The sequence below is a fragment of the Nocardia sp. NPDC052112 genome, from assembly GCF_040680135.1.
Classification (GTDB): Bacteria; Actinomycetota; Actinomycetes; order Mycobacteriales; family Mycobacteriaceae; genus Nocardia.
Genome location: NZ_JBFAWD010000003.1, coordinates 101,262 through 121,351, shown reverse-complemented (window position 1 = coordinate 121,351; position 20,090 = coordinate 101,262). Strand labels below are relative to the sequence as shown.

The following is a 20,090-nucleotide window of genomic DNA, read 5'->3' as shown; positions in this document are numbered from 1 at the left end:
GGATCAACCCTCGACGACCTGACGAATCTCGATCTCGATATCCCACTCCGGCCCGTGCACGCTCAGAAAGCGTGAGGTCCATTCCACCGCCTCCTGCTTCGTTTTCGTCTGCAACAAGCAGTATCCGCCGACGACCTCCTTCGACTCGGTGAAAGGGCCGTCGAGCACGGTCTGCTTGCCACCGCTCTGAGTGATCTTGGTGGCCTCGGTGATCGGATGCAAGCCAGCGGTATCCAGCAGCACCCCGGCCTTGGTCATTTCCTCGATCACCTTGTTGACCTGCTCGATCAGGGCCTCGTCAGGCACCGGCGCATTCGTCGGATCGACTCGGATCAGCATCATGTGTCGCATCTGGCCATCCTTGGTTCGGTGGTCGGCTTGTCCGACCCTCACTCAACGCATCGAACGGCATCGGCTCGAATCGACATTCTCCCGGAAATTCTTCCGGAAGTTTGCTACGCGGGCCAGGCCCGCACGGCGGCCCGCGCGCTCCAGCGGCCGTCGTCGTAGCGGACCGCCACTGGATGGTCGAAAGCCGCGCTCACCGTGTCCGTCGTCACCGTTTCGGCGGCGGGACCGGCGGCAACGGTGCGGCCGCCGGCGATGAGCAGCGCATGGGTCGTAGTGCTCGGCAGCTCCTCCAGATGATGGGTGACCAGGATCGACGCGACCTCGGGGTGGGTTTCGCCGAGGGCATCGATGGTCTCGAGGAGTTGTTCGCGGGCCGCCACATCGAGTCCGGTGGACGGCTCGTCGAACAGCAGCAGGCGCGGCTCGGCGATGAGTGCGCGCGCGATCAGGGTGCGGCCGCGTTCGCCCTGGGACAGGGTCGGCCAGATTTCATCGGCCTTACCTTTGAGACCGACGGTGTCGATCATCGCATCGGCGCGGCGCAGATCTTCCGGAGTCGGCGTCCAGCGCATCGGGGTGTCGATGGTGGCGGTGATGCCGGTGAGCGCGACCTCGCGGACGGTCAGGGGATACCGCAGTGGATGGCGCGGATTGACATGGCCGATCGAGTGCCGCAGTGGGGCCAGATCGACCCGCCCCATCCGCTGGCCGAGGATATCGACGGTGCCCGAGGTCGGGAAGGTGACCGCGGCGCAGAAGCCGAGCAGGGTGCTCTTGCCCGCGCCGTTGGGTCCGAGTAGCGCCCAGTGTTCGCCCGCGTACACGGTCAGCGAGATGCCGTCGATGATCTGCTTGCCCTCGCGGCGGAAGGTGACATCGGTCAGTTGCAGCACTGGGGTTTCGGGCACGGGAGATCTCCGTTCGGTTCGGCGCGATATCAGGCGGCAGGTCAGGTGAACGCGCTCTTCAAGGCGGTCAGGTGCGTTCGGCTGAATTCCGCTGCGGCGGTGGGATTTCGATGTGCGATCGCATCCGCGAGCCGAATGTGGGCGTCGTGGTCGGCGGGCTCGGAGGGGATCGGGCGGATGTGGAGCATATCGATCATGGCCACCCGTAGCCGGGGCAGGAAGCTGTCGAACAGTTGGGTGAGCACATCGTTGTGGGCGGCGACGATGACGGCGCGGTGGAATGCCATATCGGCATCGACATGGGTGGCGATCGGTTCGCCGTGCGCCTCGCGCGCGGCCAGTGTCCGGCGGATGGCGCGCAGGTCGGCGGGGGTGCGGCGTTGTGCCGCCAGGGCGGCGGCCTCGGCCTCGATGGCGATGCGTGCCTCGATGACGGCGGCGATGGTGGCCCGGCGCAGCACCACATCCCAGTCTTGTCCGTCATCCAGCGCGGTCACGAAAACCCCCGCGCCCTGACGACTGTCGAGCACGCCCTTGCCCGCCAGTTCACGGATCGCCTCGCGCAGCGTCGAGCGGCCGACGCCGAGCTGGGCGGCGAGGGTCGTTTCGCCCGGAAGGCGATGTCCCAGTGGCCATTCCCCATTCCGGATGCGGGTGAGCAGCAGTTCCGCGGCCTGTGCCGCGAGGGGATGCCGCCGTACCTGCGAGATCATCCGAACCTCTCTACTTGTCTGAGGAGTTGTGTATAGTCTAGCAATCATGCGCACCATGCTTCTGCTCAGCCGCCACGGCGGGGCCTGACGACCGGCCGCCCGCCGTGGGGCTTCGTCGCGGCCGGTCACCGTTCTCTGTGACGGCCGCGCAGGCCAGGAAGCAGCAATCATGACCACGTTCCCCACCATTGCCACGCCTACCGGTGCCGTTGCGGATGCCGCACCGGCCTGGAACAGACAGCGGCACTCGCGGATGCCATCGCATCGCTACCGCAGCGTCTACGATCGCGTGGAAGTACCACTCACCGAACGCGATTGGCCCGACGCCCGGCTCACTCGCGCACCCCTGTGGGTGCCGGTGGATCTGCGCGACGGCAACCAGGCCCTGGCCGAGCCCATGGATCCGGTGCGCAAGCGGCGGTTCTTCGAACTGCTGGTCGCCATGGGCTACAAGGAGATCGAGGTGGGCTACCCGTCGGCATCGCAGACCGATTTCGATTTCGTCCGTCTGATCGCGCGGACCGATATCGCGCCGGCGGATATCACGATCGTGGTGTTCACTCCGGCCCGACGCGACCTCATCGAGCGCACGGTGGAATCGGTGCGCGGTATCCGGAACGAGGTCGTCATCCACATGTACACCGCGACCGCGCCGGCGTGGCGAAATGTGGTGCTGGGCAAGGATACCGGCGAGCTGCGCGAGCTGGTCATATCCGGCGGCCGCGATGTCCTCGAATTCACCGCAGCGCTGCCGAATGTGCGGTTCGAATTCTCGCCGGAGGTATTCAATCTGACGGAACCGGATTTCGTACTCGACATCTGCGACCGCATGACGACCCTGTGGGAAGCCACCCCACAGCGGCCGGTGATCCTGAATCTGCCCGCCACGGTGGAGGTTGCGACACCGAATGTGTATGCCGACCAGATCGAGTACATGGACAAGAATCTGGCCCGGCGCGACAGCGTCATCCTTTCCGTGCATCCGCACAACGACCGGGGTACCGGCGTCGCGTGCGCGGAGCTGGCGGTCCTCGCCGGAGCCCAACGCGTGGAGGGCTGCGTCTTCGGCAACGGCGAACGCACCGGCAATGTCGATATCGCCACCCTGGCCCTGAATCTGCATGCGCAGGGCATCGATCCGATGATCGACTTCTCCGATATCGACGAGATCCGCAGGACTGTCGAGTACTGCACGCGCCTGCCGATCCACGAAAGGCATCCGTACGTAGGCGATCTCGTGCATACCGCGTTCTCCGGCACCCATCAGGACGCGATCAAGAAAGGGATGGCCGAACATCGCGATCGGGCAGCCGCGACCGGTGTCGATGGAGGCGAACTCGACTGGCAGGTCCCATATCTGCCGATCGATCCGGCCGATATCGGGCGCAGCTACGACGCGGTGATCCGGGTGAATTCCCAGTCCGGCAAGGGCGGCATCGCATATCTGCTGGAGTCGGAATACGGCCTGGAACTGCCGCGTCGGCTCCAGATCGATTTCGCGCGGCACGTGCAGGCGCGCACCGACGACACCGGCCTGGAGATCACCGCTGCCGAACTGTACGAGCTGTTCGAGGCGACCTATCTGAATACCGAAGCGCCGTCGGTCACGTTGACGCAATGGCGGACCACCGACGCGTACACCGAGGTCATGCTGGGCATCGGTGGTGTCGCCGAGCGCACCGAATACCGCGATAGCGGTCCGGTCGAGGCGCTCACCGCGGCACTGGCCCGAGCGGGCTATCCGGTCGAGGTGCTCGGCTCGGCCCAGCAGTGGATCGGTGCGGGCAATGATCGGGCGGTGATCACCTATCTCGAGTACCGTAAAGGTGCCCGGACCGGATGGGCCTGCGGACGCAGCGATTCCGTCCTCACCGCTTCGCTGGCCGCCATCATCCGGGCCGCGAACGCGATAGTCTCCTAACGAGTGCGAATACGACATCTCGGTCAAAATGCCCGGGACGGCGGCCGCGCATGAAAAGGTATGCAGCGTGGTGCGGCACGTGACAGGGAACCTCCCCGCTGAGGTGACGAGCTTCGTCGGTCGTGACGCGGAGGTCGCCACGGCGCGCAAGCTGCTGTCCAGCACGCGGGTGCTCACCCTGACCGGGCCGGGCGGCGTCGGGAAGACCCGGCTCAGCAGGCGGGTAGGGGAGACGGTGCGCCGCGCCTTCCCCGATGGTGTCTGGCTGGTCGAGGTGGCGCACGTGCACGACGGGGACCTGGTGGCGTTGAGCGTCGCGCAGGCGCTCGGCCTGCGCGACGACACCACCTCGCCTGTCGTCGGCCTGACCGAATTCCTGGCGGACAAGAGCCTGCTGTTGATCCTGGACAACTGCGAGCACTTGATCGGCGCATGTGCCGAACTGGTGGACCGGCTGATTCCGGCGACCACCGATGTACGGATCCTCGCGACCAGCCGCGAGCCGCTCGGGGTCGCCGGGGAACAGGTCATGCCCGTGACGCCGCTCGCCGTGCCGGAGGCGGAAGAGGACGGGGCGCGCCCGGCGCATATCGACAGCGACGCGCTGCGGCTGCTGATCGATCGGGCCGTCGCCGCCAATCCCGACTTCCACGTCACCGATGCCAACCGCGGGGCGCTCGCGGCGATCTGCCGTCGCCTGGAGGGCATACCGCTGGCACTCGAGCTGGCGGCATTGCGGTTGCGGATGTTCACGCCGGATCAGGTGCTCGCCCGCCTCGACGATACGATGCGGCTGCTCACCGCCGGTTTGCGCACCGCACCGGAGCGGCAGCAGACGCTGGAGGCCGCGATCCGGTGGAGCTATGACCTGTGCACGCCCGAGGAACAGCGCCTGTGGGAGCAGCTGGCTGTCTTCGCGGGCGGGTTCGATCTGGAGGCCGCGGAGGCGGTCTGCGAGGTTCCGGACGCACTGTTGGACGCACTGACCGGGTTGGTGGACAAGTCGGTGCTCGGCCATCGGCAGAACAGCGACGGTAGTGGGCGGTACACCATGCTCGAGCCGCTGCGTCAGTTTGCCTTGGCGCGATTGGTCGCGCACGGTGGTGAGCGGGCGGTGCGCGTGCGTCATCGCGACTACTACTACGGGATCGCCGCGCGTGGGCGCACCGCGTACTGGGGCAGCGAGGATGTCACCTGGTTCCGTGACGTCACCCGAGAGCATCCGAATATGCGTGCGGCACTGCAATTCTCGCTTGCCGATTCGGAAAGCGCCCATCGCGCACTGGAGCTCGCGACGGAACTGCGCCCGTTCTGGGAGCACTACCGCTTCCTACTGGAGGGCTATCGCTGGCTGCTGGAGGCGTTGGAGAAGGATCTCGACCGCACGAAGGATCGAGCGCGGGCACTGGCCGCCGCCTCGGTGATCGCCGCCATGCTTTCGGATCCGCAGACCGCGATGCGATTCGCGGACGAATGTCTGCATATCGCAAAGGAACTCGATGCCGAAGACGTGCTCGTCGAACATGCCCTGCTCGCCGCGCTACTGGCGTTCGCCAACGACGAACCGAGACAGGCACTCGATATCGCCGAGGCCGCCTCGGACCGTGCGCGAGCCTGCGCCCACCACGGCGTGGAAATGGAGAGTCTGGCCTTCGCGTATGTCTGTGCCTTGGTGCTGGACGACGAACGGGCGGGCGCGATCGCGGACCGGTTTCTCGCCAAGACCGAGGACTACGGCTCGCACCTGTTGGGCGGGTTGGGACACTGGGCGGTAGGAACCGACTATTGGCGTACCGGTACGCAGGACAAGGCCATCGCGGAGCTACGTGCGGCGGTGGAGCTGTTCAGCCTGTTCGACCGGTGTGTGTGGACGGCCTCGGGCTTCGACGGACTCGCGTGGGTGGCGACGGCCGATGGCGATCTGAGCCGTGCGGCGCGATTGATGGGTGCCGCGACGACGGTGCGGCGCGGCAGTACCCAGCGGCTCGCCCATGAGATGACCGAATTCGTGGGGGACAAGGTGCGCCTGCAGGTGCGTGATGCGATGGGCGAGAAAGAGTTTCAGGTCGCCTTCGATGCGGGCGCGGCCTTGGGGTTGGCGGAGGCCGTCGACTATGCGCTCGGCAGACAATCGCAGCCAGCGGCTCAGGCGGCGAAAACCGTTGCGACGGATGTGCTCACCCGACGCGAACGGGATGTCGCGCGATTGATCGCGGCCGGTTACAGCAATAAGGGCATCGCCGGCGAATTGGTGATTTCGATCCGGACCGCGGAGAGCCACGTCGACCACATCCTCACCAAGATGGGCTTCACCTCCCGGACCCAGATCGCCGCGTGGGCCAGCCGGAATCAGATCTGACGCGTCAGTCGCCGGTCGCTCCGTCGATGCGTTCGCGCAGGAAGTCGGCGTGACCGTTGTGTCGCGCGTATTCCTCGATCATGTGCACGTAGACCCAGCGCAGGCTGTATTCGGTGTCGCGACGGGTGAAGACGTGGTCGAGGGATAGGTTGGCGACGGCGGCGTCGGCCGCCTTGATCTCCGCGTGCAGTGTCGCCAGATCCGCGGCGGCATCGGCATTGGCGGTACCGTCGAAATCGCCGTCCGGATCGTCTTCGCTGCAATAGAGGTAGTCCAGCGGTTCACCGCAGGTGGCGATGCGGAACCAGCCGCGTTCGCATTCGGCGAGGTGACGGACCAGGCCGAGCAGCGACAGCGTCGAGGGGGCGACGCAGCGCCGCTTCAGCTGTTCGGCATCGAGCCCGGCGCATTTCCACAGCAGTGTGCGGCGGTGCAGGTCCAGCCATGTCTGCAGCATGGTCCGCTCGTCGGCGACCAGCGGCGGCTTGGTTCTGGTGATCTCGGGTGCGGTCCACGTCACCGGCCGACTGTAACTCCGAACCCGGGACCGGAGCTCGTGAATTATCGCGACACCGGCCGAACATGATGATGCCCATGTCGCCTCGGCATCGCCCGCTACCGGCCGGAGTCCAGGAAGTCGATCACCGCGCGCTCGAAGGCGTTCTTGCGCTCGATCTGCACCCAGTGCCCGCATCGCCCGAACAGCCGCAGATCGGCATTCGGCAGCTGACGTGACGGCAGCAGCGCGCCCTCGGCCGGGGTGACCCGATCATCGCGACCCCACAGCAGCAGCACCTCATGACGCAGCGTGCGCAGCCGTGCCCACAGCGGAATCGGTTCCGCGAATGCGGGATCGGCGAAGGTCGCGTAGGCGTCCCGGATCGCCGCGATGGCGGCGGGATCCGCTGCCGCGGCCCATCGGTTCTCGATGAGCTCGTCGGTGAGTATCGCCTCGTCGAACACCATGGTCCGCAGCCAGGCGAGTACACGCTCCCGCGTCGGCTCGCCGGTGAAGTCGAGCAGCCGCCGAATCCCTTCGGACGGTTCGGGGCCGAGCACATTGACGCCGACACCGCCCGGCGCCATGAGCACCAGCCGATCGATGCGCTGGCCGTGTTCCAGCGCCACGAGCGTCGCCACCGCACCACCCATCGAGTTGCCGAGCAGATGCACGGTGGGCAGTTCGAGTCGATCCAGCAGCCCGAGCACCGCGTCGGCGGCGATGCGCAGATAGTTGCGCTGGTACACCTCGGGACGCTCGCTCGCACCGAAGCCCGGCTGATCCAGGATCAGACAGCGGAAGTGTTCGGCGAGTACCGGCAGGTTGGCGCCGAAGTTTGCCCAGCCCGATACCCCCGGGCCGGACCCGTGCAGCAACACCAGCGGCGGACCCGACCCCGCCTCGTGGTAGCGCAGTTTCAGCCCGTCGACGGTGAGGTGGCGACTGGTATCCGCCGCGTCCATCAGACCATCCGATCTTCGACCGGCAGCCCGAATTCACCGCGGCCGAACATGGCGAGGGCGCGCTCGACATCGTTGATGACGTGCACACTGCCCGCATGGGCGTCACGCCAATGCCGTTCGATCGGATTGGGTTTGCGGATCGAATGGCCGCCGGAGTTGTCGAACAGCAGCTCGATCGCCTGGATCGCGCGCTCGGTGCCACGCACCTGATCGCGGCGGGTACGCAGCCGGATTTCGTACGGAATCTCTTCGCCCGCTTCGGCATAACGCAATTGCTCGGAGATATTGTGTTCCATCTGCAGAATCGCGGCGTCGATTTCAGAGCCCGCGCGGGCGACCCGAACGTGTGCGAAGGCGTCCTCGGCCACCTTCTGCCCGCCGTAGGACAACCGGACGCGCTCGCGCATCCGCTCGATATGCGCCTCGTACGCGCCCTGCGCGGCCCCGATAATCGGTGCGGTAATGGTGTTGGAGAACACCCCCGCGAACGGAATCTTGTACAGCGCAGCAGGATTGGCCTCTTGGCCCGGACCGCGCAGCTGTGATTGTTCGGTCGCGCTATAGGCCCGGTGCTGCGGTACGAAGGCCTTCTCGATGACGATATCGTTGCTGCCGGTGCCGGACAGTCCGACCACATGCCAGACGTCGTCGATGCGATAGTCGTTGCGCGGCACCAGGATTGTCAGATAGTCCTTGGGATTGCCGTGCTCGTCCGGGGCCAGTGCGCCGAGGAATGCCCACTGGGCATGGTCGCAGCCGGAGGAGAAGCTCCACCGTCCGCTGACCTCGTAACCACCCTCGACCGGGGTGAGTCGGCCGGTCGGGGCGTACGACGAGGAGATGAGCGTATCGGAATTCTCGCCCCACACCTCCTCCTGTGCCCGCAATGGGAAAAGCGCCAGCTGCCAGGGATGCACGCCGAGTACCGAGGACACCCAGCCGGTGGACGGGCACGCCGCCGCGATCGTGCGAATGACCTCGTAGAACGCCACCGGGGAGGCTTCGTCGCCGCCGAAACGCGACGGCTGCAACATGCGGAAGACCCCCGCCTCGGTCAGTTCCCGGATGCTCGCCTCCGGAACCCGCCGCTGTAGATCGGTCTCCGCGGCTCGCTCCCGGATAGCCGGGAGCAGATCCCGAACCCGATCGAGCACCTTATTGGCCATGACGGGTCTCCCTCCAATGTTCTGATTCCGCGACCGGTGTGCCGGACGACGCCATAGTTCTGACGCTATGGCGGCCGTGGCGGCGCGTCGGGAAGAAGTCCCGGTGATCGGAACAATGGGAGTTGCGCGTCTATACCGCGTGCAGCAGATTCGAATCGGCGGTGGTCTCGTACGGGTCCGGACCCCAGCGATAGCCGTAGCCGCGGATATTCGTGATCAACCCGGGGCGGTCCAATTTCGCGCGCAACGAAGCCATATGCACATATAGCTTCCGCGATACCGCAACTATCGAGTCGCCCCAGACACAGTCCATCAATTGCTCACGGCTGACCGCGATTCCGGGCCGCTCGACCAAGACCCGCAGCAATTCGAACTCGAGCCGGGTGAGCGGCACCAATTCCCCGGCCACCTCCACCCGTCGCGCCGCCAGATCTACGCGAACATCCTCGGCGGTCACCGTCTTACCCCGGGCGATACTGGCAACGCCGACCCGTCGCGTAACGGCCTCGAGCCGCGCGGCCAACTCACCGACGCGCGCGGGTTTGACGAGATAGTCGTCGGCGCCGCTGTGCAGTCCGAGCACAATCGAACGCTCATCGTCGTGTTCGCCGAGGATCACCACCGGCACCGAACTCACCTCGCGCAATTTGCGCAGTACCTGCAACCCGTCCATATCCGGCAGCCCCACATCGAGGATAACGGCGTGATAGCCATGGTGTGCGAGGAGCAAGTCGGCCCCGCGATGCTTGCGCTCCACCTGATGACCGTGCAGTTCGAGCCCCTGCGCCAAGGTTGCAGCGCCATCGGCGTCATCGTCGATCATGATCAGCCGCACCCGTCTCACCTTCCCGCGCAACCCGCCGAACACCAGCGAATTGCATGGTTGCCTCCCCCCGCCCCCCACGCAAAGTGATTCCCTTGCCACTCTTGGGAACCAACTCCCCCACCCCCCCTCGAGCCCCAGACTGGACGGAGGATCAGGTGGAAACCATGGCGGCAAAACACGAGAAGCCCCCACCAACATGTCCACCTGATCTTGATCCACGGTCTGGATATCACCGTCGCGCTCGGGCTCGGGCGCGTAATTCCGGCCGAGCGCATGCGGATTGGGCTCGGCGCGCTCTTGCCGAAGAGTGTCGACTTCTTCGGCGTCGATCTGCGCGGGATCGAACTGCGAGCCGACGATCGCGATTTCAGCTACGGCTCAGGATCTGCTGCTGGTGTTGTGCGGCCGAACGCTACCCGCGGGAAGTCTGCGCGGCGACGCGGCAGAGAGATCACAGGGCCGGTACCACCTGCGCGGTGACAACGGCCCCGATCTCAGTGTCCGGTCAGCAGCTTCGACCGCAGCGCGTCGAGCGTCGCGCCGTCGATCCCGAGTCCATCGGTGCGGAAGCGGTCGAACGAGCCGTGGGATGCCTGGACCTGGTCGAATGCCGCGTCCAGGAATTCACGCTGCCCGCCGAGGATCGGCTCCCACAGCGTGCGATCGGCCACCAGACCCTGGGCGAGGAGCCCGTCCAGCAGCGCCTTGTTCCCGGCCGCCAAATTGTCATTGGAGTCCATGAAAGTCAGTCGGCCAGCAGTGTGACCGTGCCGGCCGCGCCGTCCACACGCACACGCTGGCCGTCGGCGAGACGGGCAGTCGCGGTCTTGGTGTCGACGACACAGGGAATGCCGAATTCACGGGCGACGATCGCGGCATGTGATGCGGAGCCACCGATATCGGTGATCACCGCGGCGGCGTACGCGAACATGGCGGTATGGCCGGTATCGGTCACCGCGGCGACCAGGATGTCGCCGGGCTCGATATCGTCATCCAGCGACAGCACCAGCTTCACCCGGCCCTCCACCACACCGGCGCAGACGCCGATGCCGGTCAGGCTTTCGTCGGCGGTGAGCGCCGCCGCGTCCGGGACCGGTTCCCATTGTCCGGCAATGACATCGGGCATCCTGATGGTTTGCAGCCGAATGCGCTCCGCGCGCCTGCGGGCCACTTTGTCAGTCACATCCACTGGGAGACAGAAGATTTCGTCCAGCGTCAGATAGCAGGCATCGTCGGGTTCGCATAGCCGACCGGCGCGAACGAGGCGATCGGCCCGCTCGCGCACCGCAAGCCGCAGGCAGTGGGTGATCCGGACGACACCGTCGCGTGCGCGTTCCCGAGCTACGGTGGCCCCGGCGGCCATCCTGGCGGTGCGACTCGGTGATGGATCAACGGATTCGCGCTTGGGCGCGGGCATTTGCGCGGCGCGGGCGGCGGCGCTCACCAACAGAGCGGGGCGGTCGCCGAATGTCGGGTTGATCAGCTCGCATTCACCGGGACCACGGTGCCCGACCTGCGCCAATTCCGCGTCGAGGGCGGCGGCGAAGGCGGGTGATTTCGCCCGTGCCGCATCGATATCACCGGCGCGCGCCAGCTCGGCGAGATCAGTGTCGGCGCGGCAGAATTCGGCGAGGCGTTCCACCGCGAGCATGGGTTTCGCCGATTCCAATCGAGTCAAGTCGATCGGAACCTCGCCCGCATTCTTGCCGCGTGCGTGGATGGCGGTGGCGGCGCCGGTCATCATGACACCGATTGCCGCGGCCTGCCACGCCTGGTGCAGACGGTCGCGCCAGAGCAGCGCGCGGACGTGCAACTGCTCATCGGACAACGCGCGAATCTCGTTCGCGGTCAATGCTTCCGCATGAGAGGCGGCATTGATCAGCTCCGCCGTCTTGCCGAAGCGGCGTGCGGTGGCGATGACGCGCGAGGTCGCGCGTGCCGTCGCCGAGGTGCTGGCCAAACCCGTCGGCATCGGCGGTTTGCCATGCGGTTGCAACGCGATTTCGGCCGGAATATTGCCGTAGGCGTCGCGGCGGATGCTCTCCTCATCCCAGCCCGGCATATTCTCGGCGGCGAGTACGCCGATCGAGGCATTGATGTAGATGTGGTGGCCGAGCACGGTGGTGACCCGACTCGTCCAGTGCTCCAGGGCGAGTCCGTCGAGTGCGATCATCTCGCCCATGGCCTCGTTGCTGAGGCGGATGGCACCGGCCTGCAGGTCGATGGTCAGGGGTGTGAGTGGGCCGGGCAGTGCTTCGGAGGTGTTGGTTGCGGTGTGTACCGGGTAGCGCTCGTCCACGCGATCGTCGAATTCGCCCTCGAGACCTTCGGGGGCGACATCGCTGAGCCGATGATTGTCCGAGGTGGCGGCGCGGGCGGGAATCACGTGAGAGGGCAGGGGGATTGCGCCACGGCGGGTGCGGAAGCCGCCGCCGTCGGATTTGCGGCCGACCATGCCGCGCACCAGATCGGCAATGACCTCACGCGCCGTCCAGCCGCAGTGGAAGCCCCACTTCTCCTGTGCGACAGTGGGATCCAAGAGCGGTTGGCGGGCGGACCAACCGGGCACCCAGGCCGAGTACCGTACACCGGCAGCGCGCATCATGCTGCGTACCTCGTCGGTTGTGACCACGCCGGAAGCCGCGAGTTCGATGATTTCGAGCCCGTCTTCGCCAGGACCGGGCGGTAGTGCGGTGGCGGCCAGCACCAGGAAGCGGTCCAGGTCGTCGCTGTGCAGCAGTTGGAATCCGTTGTCGGACTTCGAACCGAGGATCGGCTCCAGCGCACGGCGGGTTTCGTGGCCGATCCGGCGACCGGCGATCGGTGCCGTGCGTACCAGCACGCTATCCGCACCCGAGGCGCGCAGCGCCGCCATCGCCTCGGCGTCCGAAAGACCCGCCGTCCTGGCACCGAGGGTGACCGGAACCACCATGCGCGCACCGGCATCGCGCGTGGCGGCAGCGATTTCGGCGAGTCCGCTGCCAGCCAGATGTACGACGCTCGCGCAACCGTCGACGGCGTCGCGGTGATCGGTCGTGAACCGCACCCGCGGATCGGTGTAGCGATGCCACCGGCGGCCGAGCCCGGCCACTTCGTGTCCGGCGGCCAACAACATGCGCGCCACCGCGCGACCGCTCGGCTCGGTGATTCCGGTGACCAGGACCCGCATCGATTTCCTCTCCTCACTGGCGCCGGAATACGCGGACGTGACGCCGTTCACACACCATCGCGAGTACGGGACGTGGTCACCGGTGCCAGTCCCACTGAACGGGAGTACCCGGCTCGGCCATCGAGATCATCGATTCCGTCGTCCGGTGCGTCCACGGCAGCCTCGATGTCATGACGGTCCGCAAATCGGTCGCGCCGCGTGCGGCCGCCGAGGTGAAGTCCTATGACATCGAGACCGACGTGCTCGTCGTCGGGTACGGCTGCGCGGGGGCTTGTGCCGCTGTCGAGGCGGCGGCGTCCGGTGCCGAGGTGCTGGTGCTGGATCGGGCCGGTGGGCCTGGTGGTGCTTCGGTGTTGTCGGGCGGTGAGATCTACCTCGGCGGCGGCACGCCGATCCAGCGGGCGTGCGGATTCGACGACAGTCCCGAGCAGATGGCGGCATTTCTGGTGGCGGCACTCGGGCCGGGTGCGGATGCGGCGAAGATCGTGCACTACAGCGAGCACAGCGTGGCGCATTTCCACTGGCTCGCCGATCGCGGCGTGCCGTTCAAACCCAGTCTCTGGGATGCTCCCACGTGGGTGCCGCCGACCGATGACGGGCTCATGTGGCTCGGCGAAAACAGTTGGCCGTTCACCGAAATCGCCATTCCGGCCCCGCGCGGGCACCGGCCGACCGCGAACGACTTCGGCGGCCGGCTGCTGCTGGACTGCCTGGTATCGGCGGCCGAATCGGCCGGTGTGGCAGCACAATACGACACGTATGTGACGAATCTGATTCTCGGCGAGGATGGTTCGGTGGTCGGCATGGTGGCCCGACGCTACGGCACGGAGCTCACCATTCGGGCGCGACGCGGATGCGTGCTCACCACCGGCGGTTTCGTCGACAACGACGAGATGCTCGCCGCCCACGCGCCACGGCTGCTCGGCCACACCAAGGTAAGCGCGGGCACCGACGACGGCAGCGGTATCCGCATCGCCCAGGCCGCGGGCGCCGCTGTGCGGCATATGTCGGCCGGTCAGGTCGGGGCTTCCCTGATACCAGGTTTCGCCGCGCGCGGCATGATCGTCAACCATCGCGGCCAGCGCTTCGTCAACGAGGACACCTATCCCGGTCGCATCGGCCAGGCCGCGCTGTTCGGTCAGGATATGAACGTGTGGGTGGTGCTCGACGAGCAGGGCTACGAGGAGGTGCCCGAGCGCGAGCGCTGGGGTGTGCGCCCGACGCACGTCGCGGCATCCGTCGATGAACTCGACGAACAACTCGCCCTGCCGCCGGGCGCACTCGCCGCCACCATCACCCGATACAACGAATTCGCCTCGCGCGGAATCGATCCCGACTTCCACAAGGCGTCGCGCTGGTTGCGCCCACTGACACCCCCGCTGGCTGCCATCGACGTGAAAGCCGGTGTCCGCCCACCCTCGGAATCCGGTAACCGGCGTGGCACCGGCGCTTCTGTCTTCACCCTCGGCGGGCTCCATACCACTCTCGAGGGCCATGTCCTGACTCTGGACGGCACTCCCATCCCCGGCCTTTTCGCAGCAGGCCGGACCAGCTCCGGCCTTCACGGCGAGGGCTACATCAGCGGCACCTCCCTGGGCGATGCCACCTTCTTCGGTCGCAAAGCAGGCGCCACCGCCGCACTGCCGTCAGAGCATTGATCCGATCAGCTCCCGGCCGAGGTCGCCGCTTCGGCGGGGACGAGAGGTGGCCGCTGGTGTGTTTGACATCACAATGCGGCGGTGAGTAGCGTCTGTCCACGTCATTGCGCTTACACCCGCCGCCGGCAGCCTGTCGTGGATTGTGTGGCAAAAGGCTGGAGAAACGGCCATCGGCCCGATTTCCTGTGCGCACACGATGACAGCTCGCCCGGTTTGCTGGCGCCCGCTGGCGAAGGGAGCTGCTGAGTACCATGACCGAGAAATCGACCGTGCACAGCGTGACCTACGATTTGCTGAGGTCGCTGGGTCTGACGACCATTTTCGGTAATCCGGGATCCACCGAGGAGACTTTCCTCAAGAACTTCCCGGATGACTTCACCTATGTGCTGGGTCTGCAAGAGGCCTCCGTTATCGCAATGGCCGATGCGTTCGCCCAGACCACCCGGCGTCCGGCACTGGTGAACCTGCATTCTTCCGCGGGGCTCGGCAACAGCATCGGAAACCTGGTCGCGGCCTACCACGGGCATACGCCACTTATCGTCACGGCCGGCCAACAACACCGTGAGCTGTTGATCGGCGAGCCGTATCTGGGTAACCGCGACGCCGCGAACATGCCGAGGCCGTGGGTGAAGTGGTCCTACGAGCCCGCGCGCGCCGAGGCCGTACCCGAGGCGTTCATGCGTGCCTACGCGATGGCCGTGCAGCCGCCCGCGGGACCGGTGTTTCTGTCCATCCCGCTCGACGACTGGAACCAGCCGCTGCCAGGGCCTGCCGTAGTGCGTGATGTCAGCAGGGCCTATGCACCCGATACCGAGCGCCTGCGGCGCTTCGCCGCGCGCATCACCATGAGTCAGCGGCCGGCCCTGATCCTCGGGCCCGACGTAGATCGCGCCCAAGGATGGCAGGCCGGCATCGCGCTGGCCGAGAAATTGCAGGCCGCGGTCTACAGTCCGCCACTTCCGGACCGCGCCTCCTTCCCCGAGGACCACCCCTTGTACCAGGGTTCGGTCGGGATGTCGGTCAAGGCCGTCGGTGAGCGGCTCGCCGGCCACGATCTCGTGGTGGTCATCGGTGCCGAGGTCTTCCGCTACTACCCCTATGTGCCCGGCGACATCCTCCCGGCCGGGACGGAACTGTTGCAGATCACCGACGATCCGGCGATTGCCGCAGCTGCCCGTGTCGGTGACAGCCTCCTCGGCGATGCCCGGCTGTCGATCGAACTCCTCACCGAGTTGGTGGGTGACGGCAGCGGCCGCGCGCAGCCGCAGCCCATGCCGCGTCCCAGGAAGCTGCCGGAAAAGCCGAGCAGTCCGCTGACGCCGGCCGAGGTCTACGCGGCTCTCGAGATGGTTCGTCCGGAGCACGCCGTCTACGTCAACGAGTCCACCTCGACCATGGCCCAACATGCCGAGTGGCTGCCGACCGTCGAGCCCGACTCGTTCTTCGCCACTGCCAGTGGTGGTATCGGCTGGGCCGTGCCGGCTGCGGTCGGCGTCGCGCTCGGTGACCGCGACCGTGGTGTCCGGCGTCCGGTGATCGGACTGATCGGGGACGGGTCGTTCAATTACTCGGCTCAGGGTCTGTGGACCGCGGTCCAGCAGAATTTGCCGATCGTGTACGTCGTGATGCGCAATCACGAATACTCGATCCTCAAATCCTTCGCCGATCTGGAAGAGACACCGGGTGTGCCAGGGCTCGACCTGCCCGGTCTCGACATCGCCTCCGTATCACGGGGATTGGGCTGCCATGCGGTCGACGTCACCGCCGCTGGAGACCTCGAGAAGGAGCTCGAGCTCGCCCTGGAATCCGGCATCACCACAGTGATCGTGGTGACCACGCAACCGGAGAAGGCCACGCTCTGACATGCCCGTCCACACCTGCACCACTGCACAGGGAACACTGACGGCCGAAATCAAGGCCGCACTGGCCGCCGAGATCACCAGAATTCACGCGGCCGTCAATCGAGTGCCGCCCGCCTATGTCGACGTGGTCTTCTCCGAGCTGCCGGTGGACAGCGTCTTCGTCGGTGGGGAACCGGGGAGGCCCTTGCTGATCAGCGGCTGGGCGCGACGCGGCCATCCGCAGGAGGCGACAACCGATCTGGCGTTGCGACTGTCGGCGGCGGCCTCCGATATCGCCGGGGTCGGCTGGGAGCACGTTCTGGTCGTGATCCAGGACAGCCCGGCCCGGTCTGCCGTCGAGGGCGGTCGGGTACTGCCCGAGCCCGGTGCGGAGACAACGTGGCTGGAACCGTAAACGTTTGTCCGACAGCGAAGTCGCGACGAGGTGGCGGTGGGGTGGATATGATCTCGGTTGGGGTGTGGGGCTGTGGAGATCGAGATGGCTGTGGATCCAGATTTGGCGGATGTGGTCGCCGCGTTGCATTGGGATCTGGCCGAGTGGATGGGGGCGGATGCGCCGCCGAAGGTTTTCGATCGGTTCGCCAATGCGTTGGATGAGCAGTTCTCGGCGGTGACCACGGTTGGACGGGTTGTCGATCGCGATACGTTGTTGGCCGGGGTGTGGTCGGCTCGTAATACGCAGCCGGGGTTGGGGATCGAGGTCTCCGATATCGAGGAACTCGCGCGCGGTGGGACGGTTGTGAGTGCGCGGTTCACGGCGGCGAACCAGGTGGGAGACATACGTACCCGCCGCTTGGTGACCGCGATACTGATCGTTGCCGACCACGGCTACCTCTGGCGTTCGGTGCACGAGACTTCCGCCACCTGGTAGGTCGGAGCCGGCAGCCGGCGTCGTGCACCGGACGCGCCTCGTAGACCGTGGTGATGAATCGCTGCTTATTGTGCAGGCTCGCGCGTCAGGTCACCGAGCCGCGAGGAACGTACCCGCGTGGATCGTGGTGCCGAAACCCGGTGCGAAATCCCCGTATTCGTACACCAGGTGACCACCGACAATGGTCGCGGCGACTGCTCTGTCATTGCGGTTGACCATGCGGTCCAAGCAGTCGATACCGGGGCAGGGGGCTTCGGCATAGGCGCCGCTGGAGCCGTCGAAACCGGAGGGATCGATGACCGCGATATCGGCGCGAGCGCCTTCGGTCAGGCGGTCCGCGTCCACGATCAGGACGCGGACGGGCTGGGAGCGGAATGCGCTATACCGCGGCACCTTGTTCATCCAGCGTAGAGGGCCTGCCGTGCGCTGTCGTACGCTGCGCGGACCCGCCGCCCGATCGCCCCACCGTCGCTCGGCGCACGGACCTCGGCGATGGTGTGGGCGGGCCAACTCGGCGGCTGCGCGGTGCCACTCAGGGCCCAAGCCGCCTGTCGGGCGGCCCCGAGCGCGACGTACTCATTCGGCTCCGGGACCGTGACCGTGAGCCCGAAGATCTGGGCGGTGAGTTCGGCGACCAAAGCGGAGCGGGCCGCACCGCCGATGAGCAGGACGCGCTGGATCGGGATTCCGGCGGCGCGCAGGTGGTCGAGCGCGTCGGCCACATTGCAGAGCATGCCCTCGACGGCGGCACGTGCAATATGGCTGGGCCGCAGGGTTTCCGGTCGTAAACCGTGCAGACTGCCGGTGGCCTGCGGCAGATTCGGGGTGCGTTCGCCGGAGAGGTAGGGCAGCATGACGACACCATCGGAACCCGGCGGTGCCTGGCGCGCAAGGGTTTCCAGGCCCGTGCTGTCGACGCCGAGCAGTGCGGCGGTCGCGTCCAGTACGCGAGCGGCGTTGAGCGTGCAGACCAAAGGCAGGAATGCGCCGGTCGCGTCGGCGAATCCGGCAATGGCCCCGGTGGCATCGGCACTGGGGGCGGCGGCGCGGATATAAACGGTACCGCTGGTGCCGAGCGAGATGACGACGTCGCCGTCCGCGATGCCCAAACCCAGTGCGGCACCGGCATTATCGCCGGTGCCCGCCGCGACGAGGGCGCCGCCGGGTGCCTGGCCGACCGCTTCGGCGGGTCCGGCGACACGGGGAAGTTCCGGTGTTCGGCCTCGGAAGGCATGGGCGAGTAGGTCTTCGCGATATCGGCCGGTCGCGGGTGACCAGTAGCCGGTGCCCGAGGCCTCGCCGCGATCGGTGGTCGGTTCGACGGTGGGATCCGACGGCCCACCCCGTAGTCGCCAGGTCAGATAGTCGTGCGGCAGCAGCACCCGGTGGGTGCGGTCGGCGGCCTCGGGTTCGTGATCGGCCAGCCACCGCAGCTTGGTGACGGTGAATGCGGCCAGTGGCACACTGCCGACGGCATCGGCCCAGACCTGCGGGCCGCCGAGTTCGGCGATCAACTCTTGGGCCGCAGCGGCGGAGCGGGTATCGTTCCACAGCAGCGCATCCCGGACCGGCCGACCATCGGTGTCCAGTGCGACCAACCCGTGCTGCTGGCCCGCGATCGCCACCGCATCGGCTCTGTCCAACAACCCGTCGCCCGCTGTACACAGTGCCTGCCACCAGGATTCTGCGGGTACCGCGGTGCCGTCCGGGTGCGGGGCGCGCGCCTGGTCCAGAATCTCGCCGGTATCCGCATCGCACAGCACGACCTTGCACGACTGGGTGGAGCTGTCCACTCCCGCGACGATGGCCATCAGGTACCCGGCCTGAGCTGGATCTTGCGGCCGGTGCCAGCGCGGAACGTTTGTAGCGCGTCGTCGAATTCGGCCAATCCGAGGCTGTGGGTGATCATGGTGTCCGCGGCGATCACGCCCTTGCCCATGAGCTCCACCGCGCGACCGAAACTGTGCAGCACCGCCATCGAACCCACAATAGTGATCTCGTCGTTGTAGATCCGGAACGGCGAGATCGATGCGGTCGCCGTGCCCGGCGCCACCCCGAACTGCTGGAACACCCCGCCCCTGCGCACCCGGCCGAGTCCGTCCTCGATGGCGGCGATCGCGCCGGTACAGTCGATGACCACCTCCCAGCCCGGTGGGCGGTCGAATTCGTCGGCCGAGGTCGCGGTGGCATCCGCGCCGAGCTCGCGTGCCGCCGCGAGCCGCGCGGTATTCACGTCGACCACCGACACCGACGCGGCCCCGCCGACCCGCGCCAGCTGCAACATCAGCAGCCCCATGGTGCCCGCGCCGTAGAGCAGATAGTGCGTGCCGAGCGTGCGCGGCAGCATATCGAACGCATGTACCGCACACGACAACGGCTCGACGAGCGCACCGTGCGTGGTCGACAGCTCCTCGGGCAGCCGATAGCAGTTCGCGGCGGGCACCGCGACGTATTCGGCCATCGCCCCATCGACGGTGTCGCCGATCGCGCCCCAGTGTTCGCACAGATTCCCGCGCCCGATGACGCAGTAATGGCACGCGCCGCAGAACAACGATGGGTCCACCGCGACAAGATCGTCGATCCGAACCCCATCGACGCCGGTGCCCAGCGCCACCACCGCACCGGCGAACTCGTGGCCGGGCACGATCGGATACGGCGTCGGCGGGAATTCGCCATCGGCAATATGCACGTCGGTGCCGCAGATCCCCACCGCATCTACCCGCACCACGACCTGACCGGCCCTTGGCGTCGGATCCGGCACATTCTGTACGGCGAATTTTCCAGGCGTCTCGATCACGACCGCGCGCATAGCAACTACCTTG

At 66.7% G+C, this 20,090-nt stretch carries 18 protein-coding genes; 6 read left to right on the top strand and 12 right to left on the bottom strand.

Going from position 1 to position 20,090, the window contains the following annotated elements; translation table 11 throughout:
* Positions 1-3 precede the first annotated feature (3 nt).
* The 3 genes from AB0L58_RS06535 to AB0L58_RS06525 form a co-directional block, all read right to left on the bottom strand.
* Complete coding sequence (locus AB0L58_RS06535) at positions 4-351, bottom strand: YciI family protein (RefSeq protein ID WP_364382135.1); 348 nt, start codon at positions 349-351, stop codon at positions 4-6.
* A 104-nt stretch (positions 352-455) separates the two neighbouring features.
* Positions 456-1,259, bottom strand: coding sequence for an ATP-binding cassette domain-containing protein (locus tag AB0L58_RS06530; protein ID WP_364382132.1), 804 nt, complete (start codon positions 1,257-1,259; stop codon positions 456-458).
* 41 nt (positions 1,260-1,300) lie between these two features.
* Entirely contained in the window at positions 1,301-1,972 is a 672-nt protein-coding gene (locus AB0L58_RS06525) for an FCD domain-containing protein (protein ID WP_364382129.1), read from the bottom strand.
* A 169-nt stretch (positions 1,973-2,141) separates the two neighbouring features.
* Here AB0L58_RS06525 and AB0L58_RS06520 point away from each other — a divergent pair, with 169 nt between their 5' ends.
* Entirely contained in the window at positions 2,142-3,893 is a 1,752-nt protein-coding gene (locus tag AB0L58_RS06520) for a 2-isopropylmalate synthase (protein ID WP_364382126.1), read from the top strand.
* Positions 3,894-3,972: 79 nt separating this feature from the next.
* The gene (locus AB0L58_RS06515) at positions 3,973-6,252 is read left to right on the top strand and encodes a LuxR C-terminal-related transcriptional regulator (protein WP_364382123.1); all 2,280 of its coding nucleotides are present in this window, start codon (positions 3,973-3,975) and stop codon (positions 6,250-6,252) included.
* A gap of 4 nt (positions 6,253-6,256) precedes the next feature.
* Here the strand turns inward: AB0L58_RS06515 and AB0L58_RS06510 are convergent, their stop codons facing one another.
* The 6 genes from AB0L58_RS06510 to AB0L58_RS06485 form a co-directional block, all read right to left on the bottom strand.
* Positions 6,257-6,772: a DinB family protein gene (locus AB0L58_RS06510; protein ID WP_364382120.1), complete on the bottom strand. Its 516-nt coding sequence runs from the start codon at positions 6,770-6,772 to the stop codon at positions 6,257-6,259.
* 95 nt (positions 6,773-6,867) lie between these two features.
* Complete coding sequence (locus AB0L58_RS06505; protein WP_364382117.1) at positions 6,868-7,716, bottom strand: alpha/beta fold hydrolase; 849 nt, start codon at positions 7,714-7,716, stop codon at positions 6,868-6,870.
* Positions 7,716-8,882, bottom strand: a complete 1,167-nt coding sequence (gene hsaA, locus AB0L58_RS06500) for a 3-hydroxy-9,10-secoandrosta-1,3,5(10)-triene-9,17-dione monooxygenase oxygenase subunit (RefSeq protein WP_364382114.1) — start codon at positions 8,880-8,882, stop codon at positions 7,716-7,718. Before hsaA ends, AB0L58_RS06505 begins: the two co-directional genes overlap by 1 nt.
* Positions 8,883-9,012: 130 nt before the next feature.
* Positions 9,013-9,717, bottom strand: coding sequence for a response regulator transcription factor (locus AB0L58_RS06495; protein ID WP_364382111.1), 705 nt, complete (start codon positions 9,715-9,717; stop codon positions 9,013-9,015).
* Positions 9,718-10,202: 485 nt separating this feature from the next.
* Complete coding sequence (locus AB0L58_RS06490) at positions 10,203-10,448, bottom strand: tyrosine-protein phosphatase (RefSeq protein ID WP_364382108.1); 246 nt, start codon at positions 10,446-10,448, stop codon at positions 10,203-10,205.
* Positions 10,449-10,453: 5 nt separating this feature from the next.
* A complete protein-coding gene (locus AB0L58_RS06485; protein ID WP_364382105.1) occupies positions 10,454-12,877 on the bottom strand; it encodes a PEP-utilizing enzyme in 2,424 nt (807 codons plus the stop codon).
* A 170-nt stretch (positions 12,878-13,047) separates the two neighbouring features.
* Between AB0L58_RS06485 and AB0L58_RS06480 the strand changes: the two genes are divergently transcribed.
* The 4 genes from AB0L58_RS06480 to AB0L58_RS06465 all read left to right on the top strand — a co-directional run bounded on the left by AB0L58_RS06480 (position 13,048) and on the right by AB0L58_RS06465 (position 17,268).
* Positions 13,048-14,535, top strand: a complete 1,488-nt coding sequence (locus tag AB0L58_RS06480) for an FAD-dependent oxidoreductase (protein ID WP_364382102.1) — start codon at positions 13,048-13,050, stop codon at positions 14,533-14,535.
* A 251-nt stretch (positions 14,536-14,786) separates the two neighbouring features.
* A complete protein-coding gene (gene mdlC, locus AB0L58_RS06475) occupies positions 14,787-16,397 on the top strand; it encodes a benzoylformate decarboxylase (RefSeq protein ID WP_364382099.1) in 1,611 nt (536 codons plus the stop codon).
* Between the two features lies 1 nt (position 16,398).
* Entirely contained in the window at positions 16,399-16,791 is a 393-nt protein-coding gene (locus AB0L58_RS06470) for a tautomerase family protein (RefSeq protein ID WP_364382097.1), read from the top strand.
* 84 nt (positions 16,792-16,875) lie between these two features.
* Complete coding sequence (locus tag AB0L58_RS06465) at positions 16,876-17,268, top strand: hypothetical protein (RefSeq protein WP_364382094.1); 393 nt, start codon at positions 16,876-16,878, stop codon at positions 17,266-17,268.
* A 90-nt stretch (positions 17,269-17,358) separates the two neighbouring features.
* Here the strand turns inward: AB0L58_RS06465 and AB0L58_RS06460 are convergent, their stop codons facing one another.
* Genes AB0L58_RS06460 through AB0L58_RS06450 form a run of 3 tightly spaced genes read right to left on the bottom strand, consistent with a single transcriptional unit; the run spans position 17,359 to position 20,077 of the window.
* The gene (locus AB0L58_RS06460; protein ID WP_364382091.1) at positions 17,359-17,661 is read right to left on the bottom strand and encodes a hypothetical protein; all 303 of its coding nucleotides are present in this window, start codon (positions 17,659-17,661) and stop codon (positions 17,359-17,361) included.
* A gap of 5 nt (positions 17,662-17,666) precedes the next feature.
* Entirely contained in the window at positions 17,667-19,079 is a 1,413-nt protein-coding gene (gene xylB / locus AB0L58_RS06455) for a xylulokinase (protein WP_364382088.1), read from the bottom strand.
* Positions 19,079-20,077 (bottom strand): zinc-dependent alcohol dehydrogenase family protein, encoded by a 999-nt coding sequence (locus AB0L58_RS06450; protein WP_364382086.1) that lies wholly within the window; start codon positions 20,075-20,077, stop codon positions 19,079-19,081. Before AB0L58_RS06450 ends, xylB begins: the two co-directional genes overlap by 1 nt.
* Between the last annotated feature and the right edge of the window lie 13 nt (positions 20,078-20,090).

Excerpts from the sequence above, each read along its gene's own strand:
- AB0L58_RS06535 (WP_364382135.1), bottom strand. The coding sequence starts at position 351 with ATGCGACACATGATGCTGATCCGAGTCGATCCGACGAATGCGCCGGTG.
- AB0L58_RS06525 (WP_364382129.1), bottom strand. The coding sequence starts at position 1,972 with ATGATCTCGCAGGTACGGCGGCATCCCCTCGCGGCACAGGCCGCGGAA.
- AB0L58_RS06520 (WP_364382126.1), top strand. The coding sequence starts at position 2,142 with ATGACCACGTTCCCCACCATTGCCACGCCTACCGGTGCCGTTGCGGAT.
- AB0L58_RS06505 (WP_364382117.1), bottom strand. The coding sequence starts at position 7,716 with ATGGACGCGGCGGATACCAGTCGCCACCTCACCGTCGACGGGCTGAAA.
- hsaA (WP_364382114.1), bottom strand. The coding sequence starts at position 8,882 with ATGGCCAATAAGGTGCTCGATCGGGTTCGGGATCTGCTCCCGGCTATC.
- AB0L58_RS06490 (WP_364382108.1), bottom strand. The coding sequence starts at position 10,448 with ATGGACTCCAATGACAATTTGGCGGCCGGGAACAAGGCGCTGCTGGAC.
- AB0L58_RS06485 (WP_364382105.1), bottom strand. The coding sequence starts at position 12,877 with ATGCGGGTCCTGGTCACCGGAATCACCGAGCCGAGCGGTCGCGCGGTG.
- AB0L58_RS06480 (WP_364382102.1), top strand. The coding sequence starts at position 13,048 with ATGACGGTCCGCAAATCGGTCGCGCCGCGTGCGGCCGCCGAGGTGAAG.
- mdlC (WP_364382099.1), top strand. The coding sequence starts at position 14,787 with ATGACCGAGAAATCGACCGTGCACAGCGTGACCTACGATTTGCTGAGG.
- AB0L58_RS06470 (WP_364382097.1), top strand. The coding sequence starts at position 16,399 with ATGCCCGTCCACACCTGCACCACTGCACAGGGAACACTGACGGCCGAA.
- AB0L58_RS06465 (WP_364382094.1), top strand. The coding sequence starts at position 16,876 with ATGGCTGTGGATCCAGATTTGGCGGATGTGGTCGCCGCGTTGCATTGG.
- xylB (WP_364382088.1), bottom strand. The coding sequence starts at position 19,079 with ATGGCCATCGTCGCGGGAGTGGACAGCTCCACCCAGTCGTGCAAGGTC.
- AB0L58_RS06450 (WP_364382086.1), bottom strand. The coding sequence starts at position 20,077 with ATGCGCGCGGTCGTGATCGAGACGCCTGGAAAATTCGCCGTACAGAAT.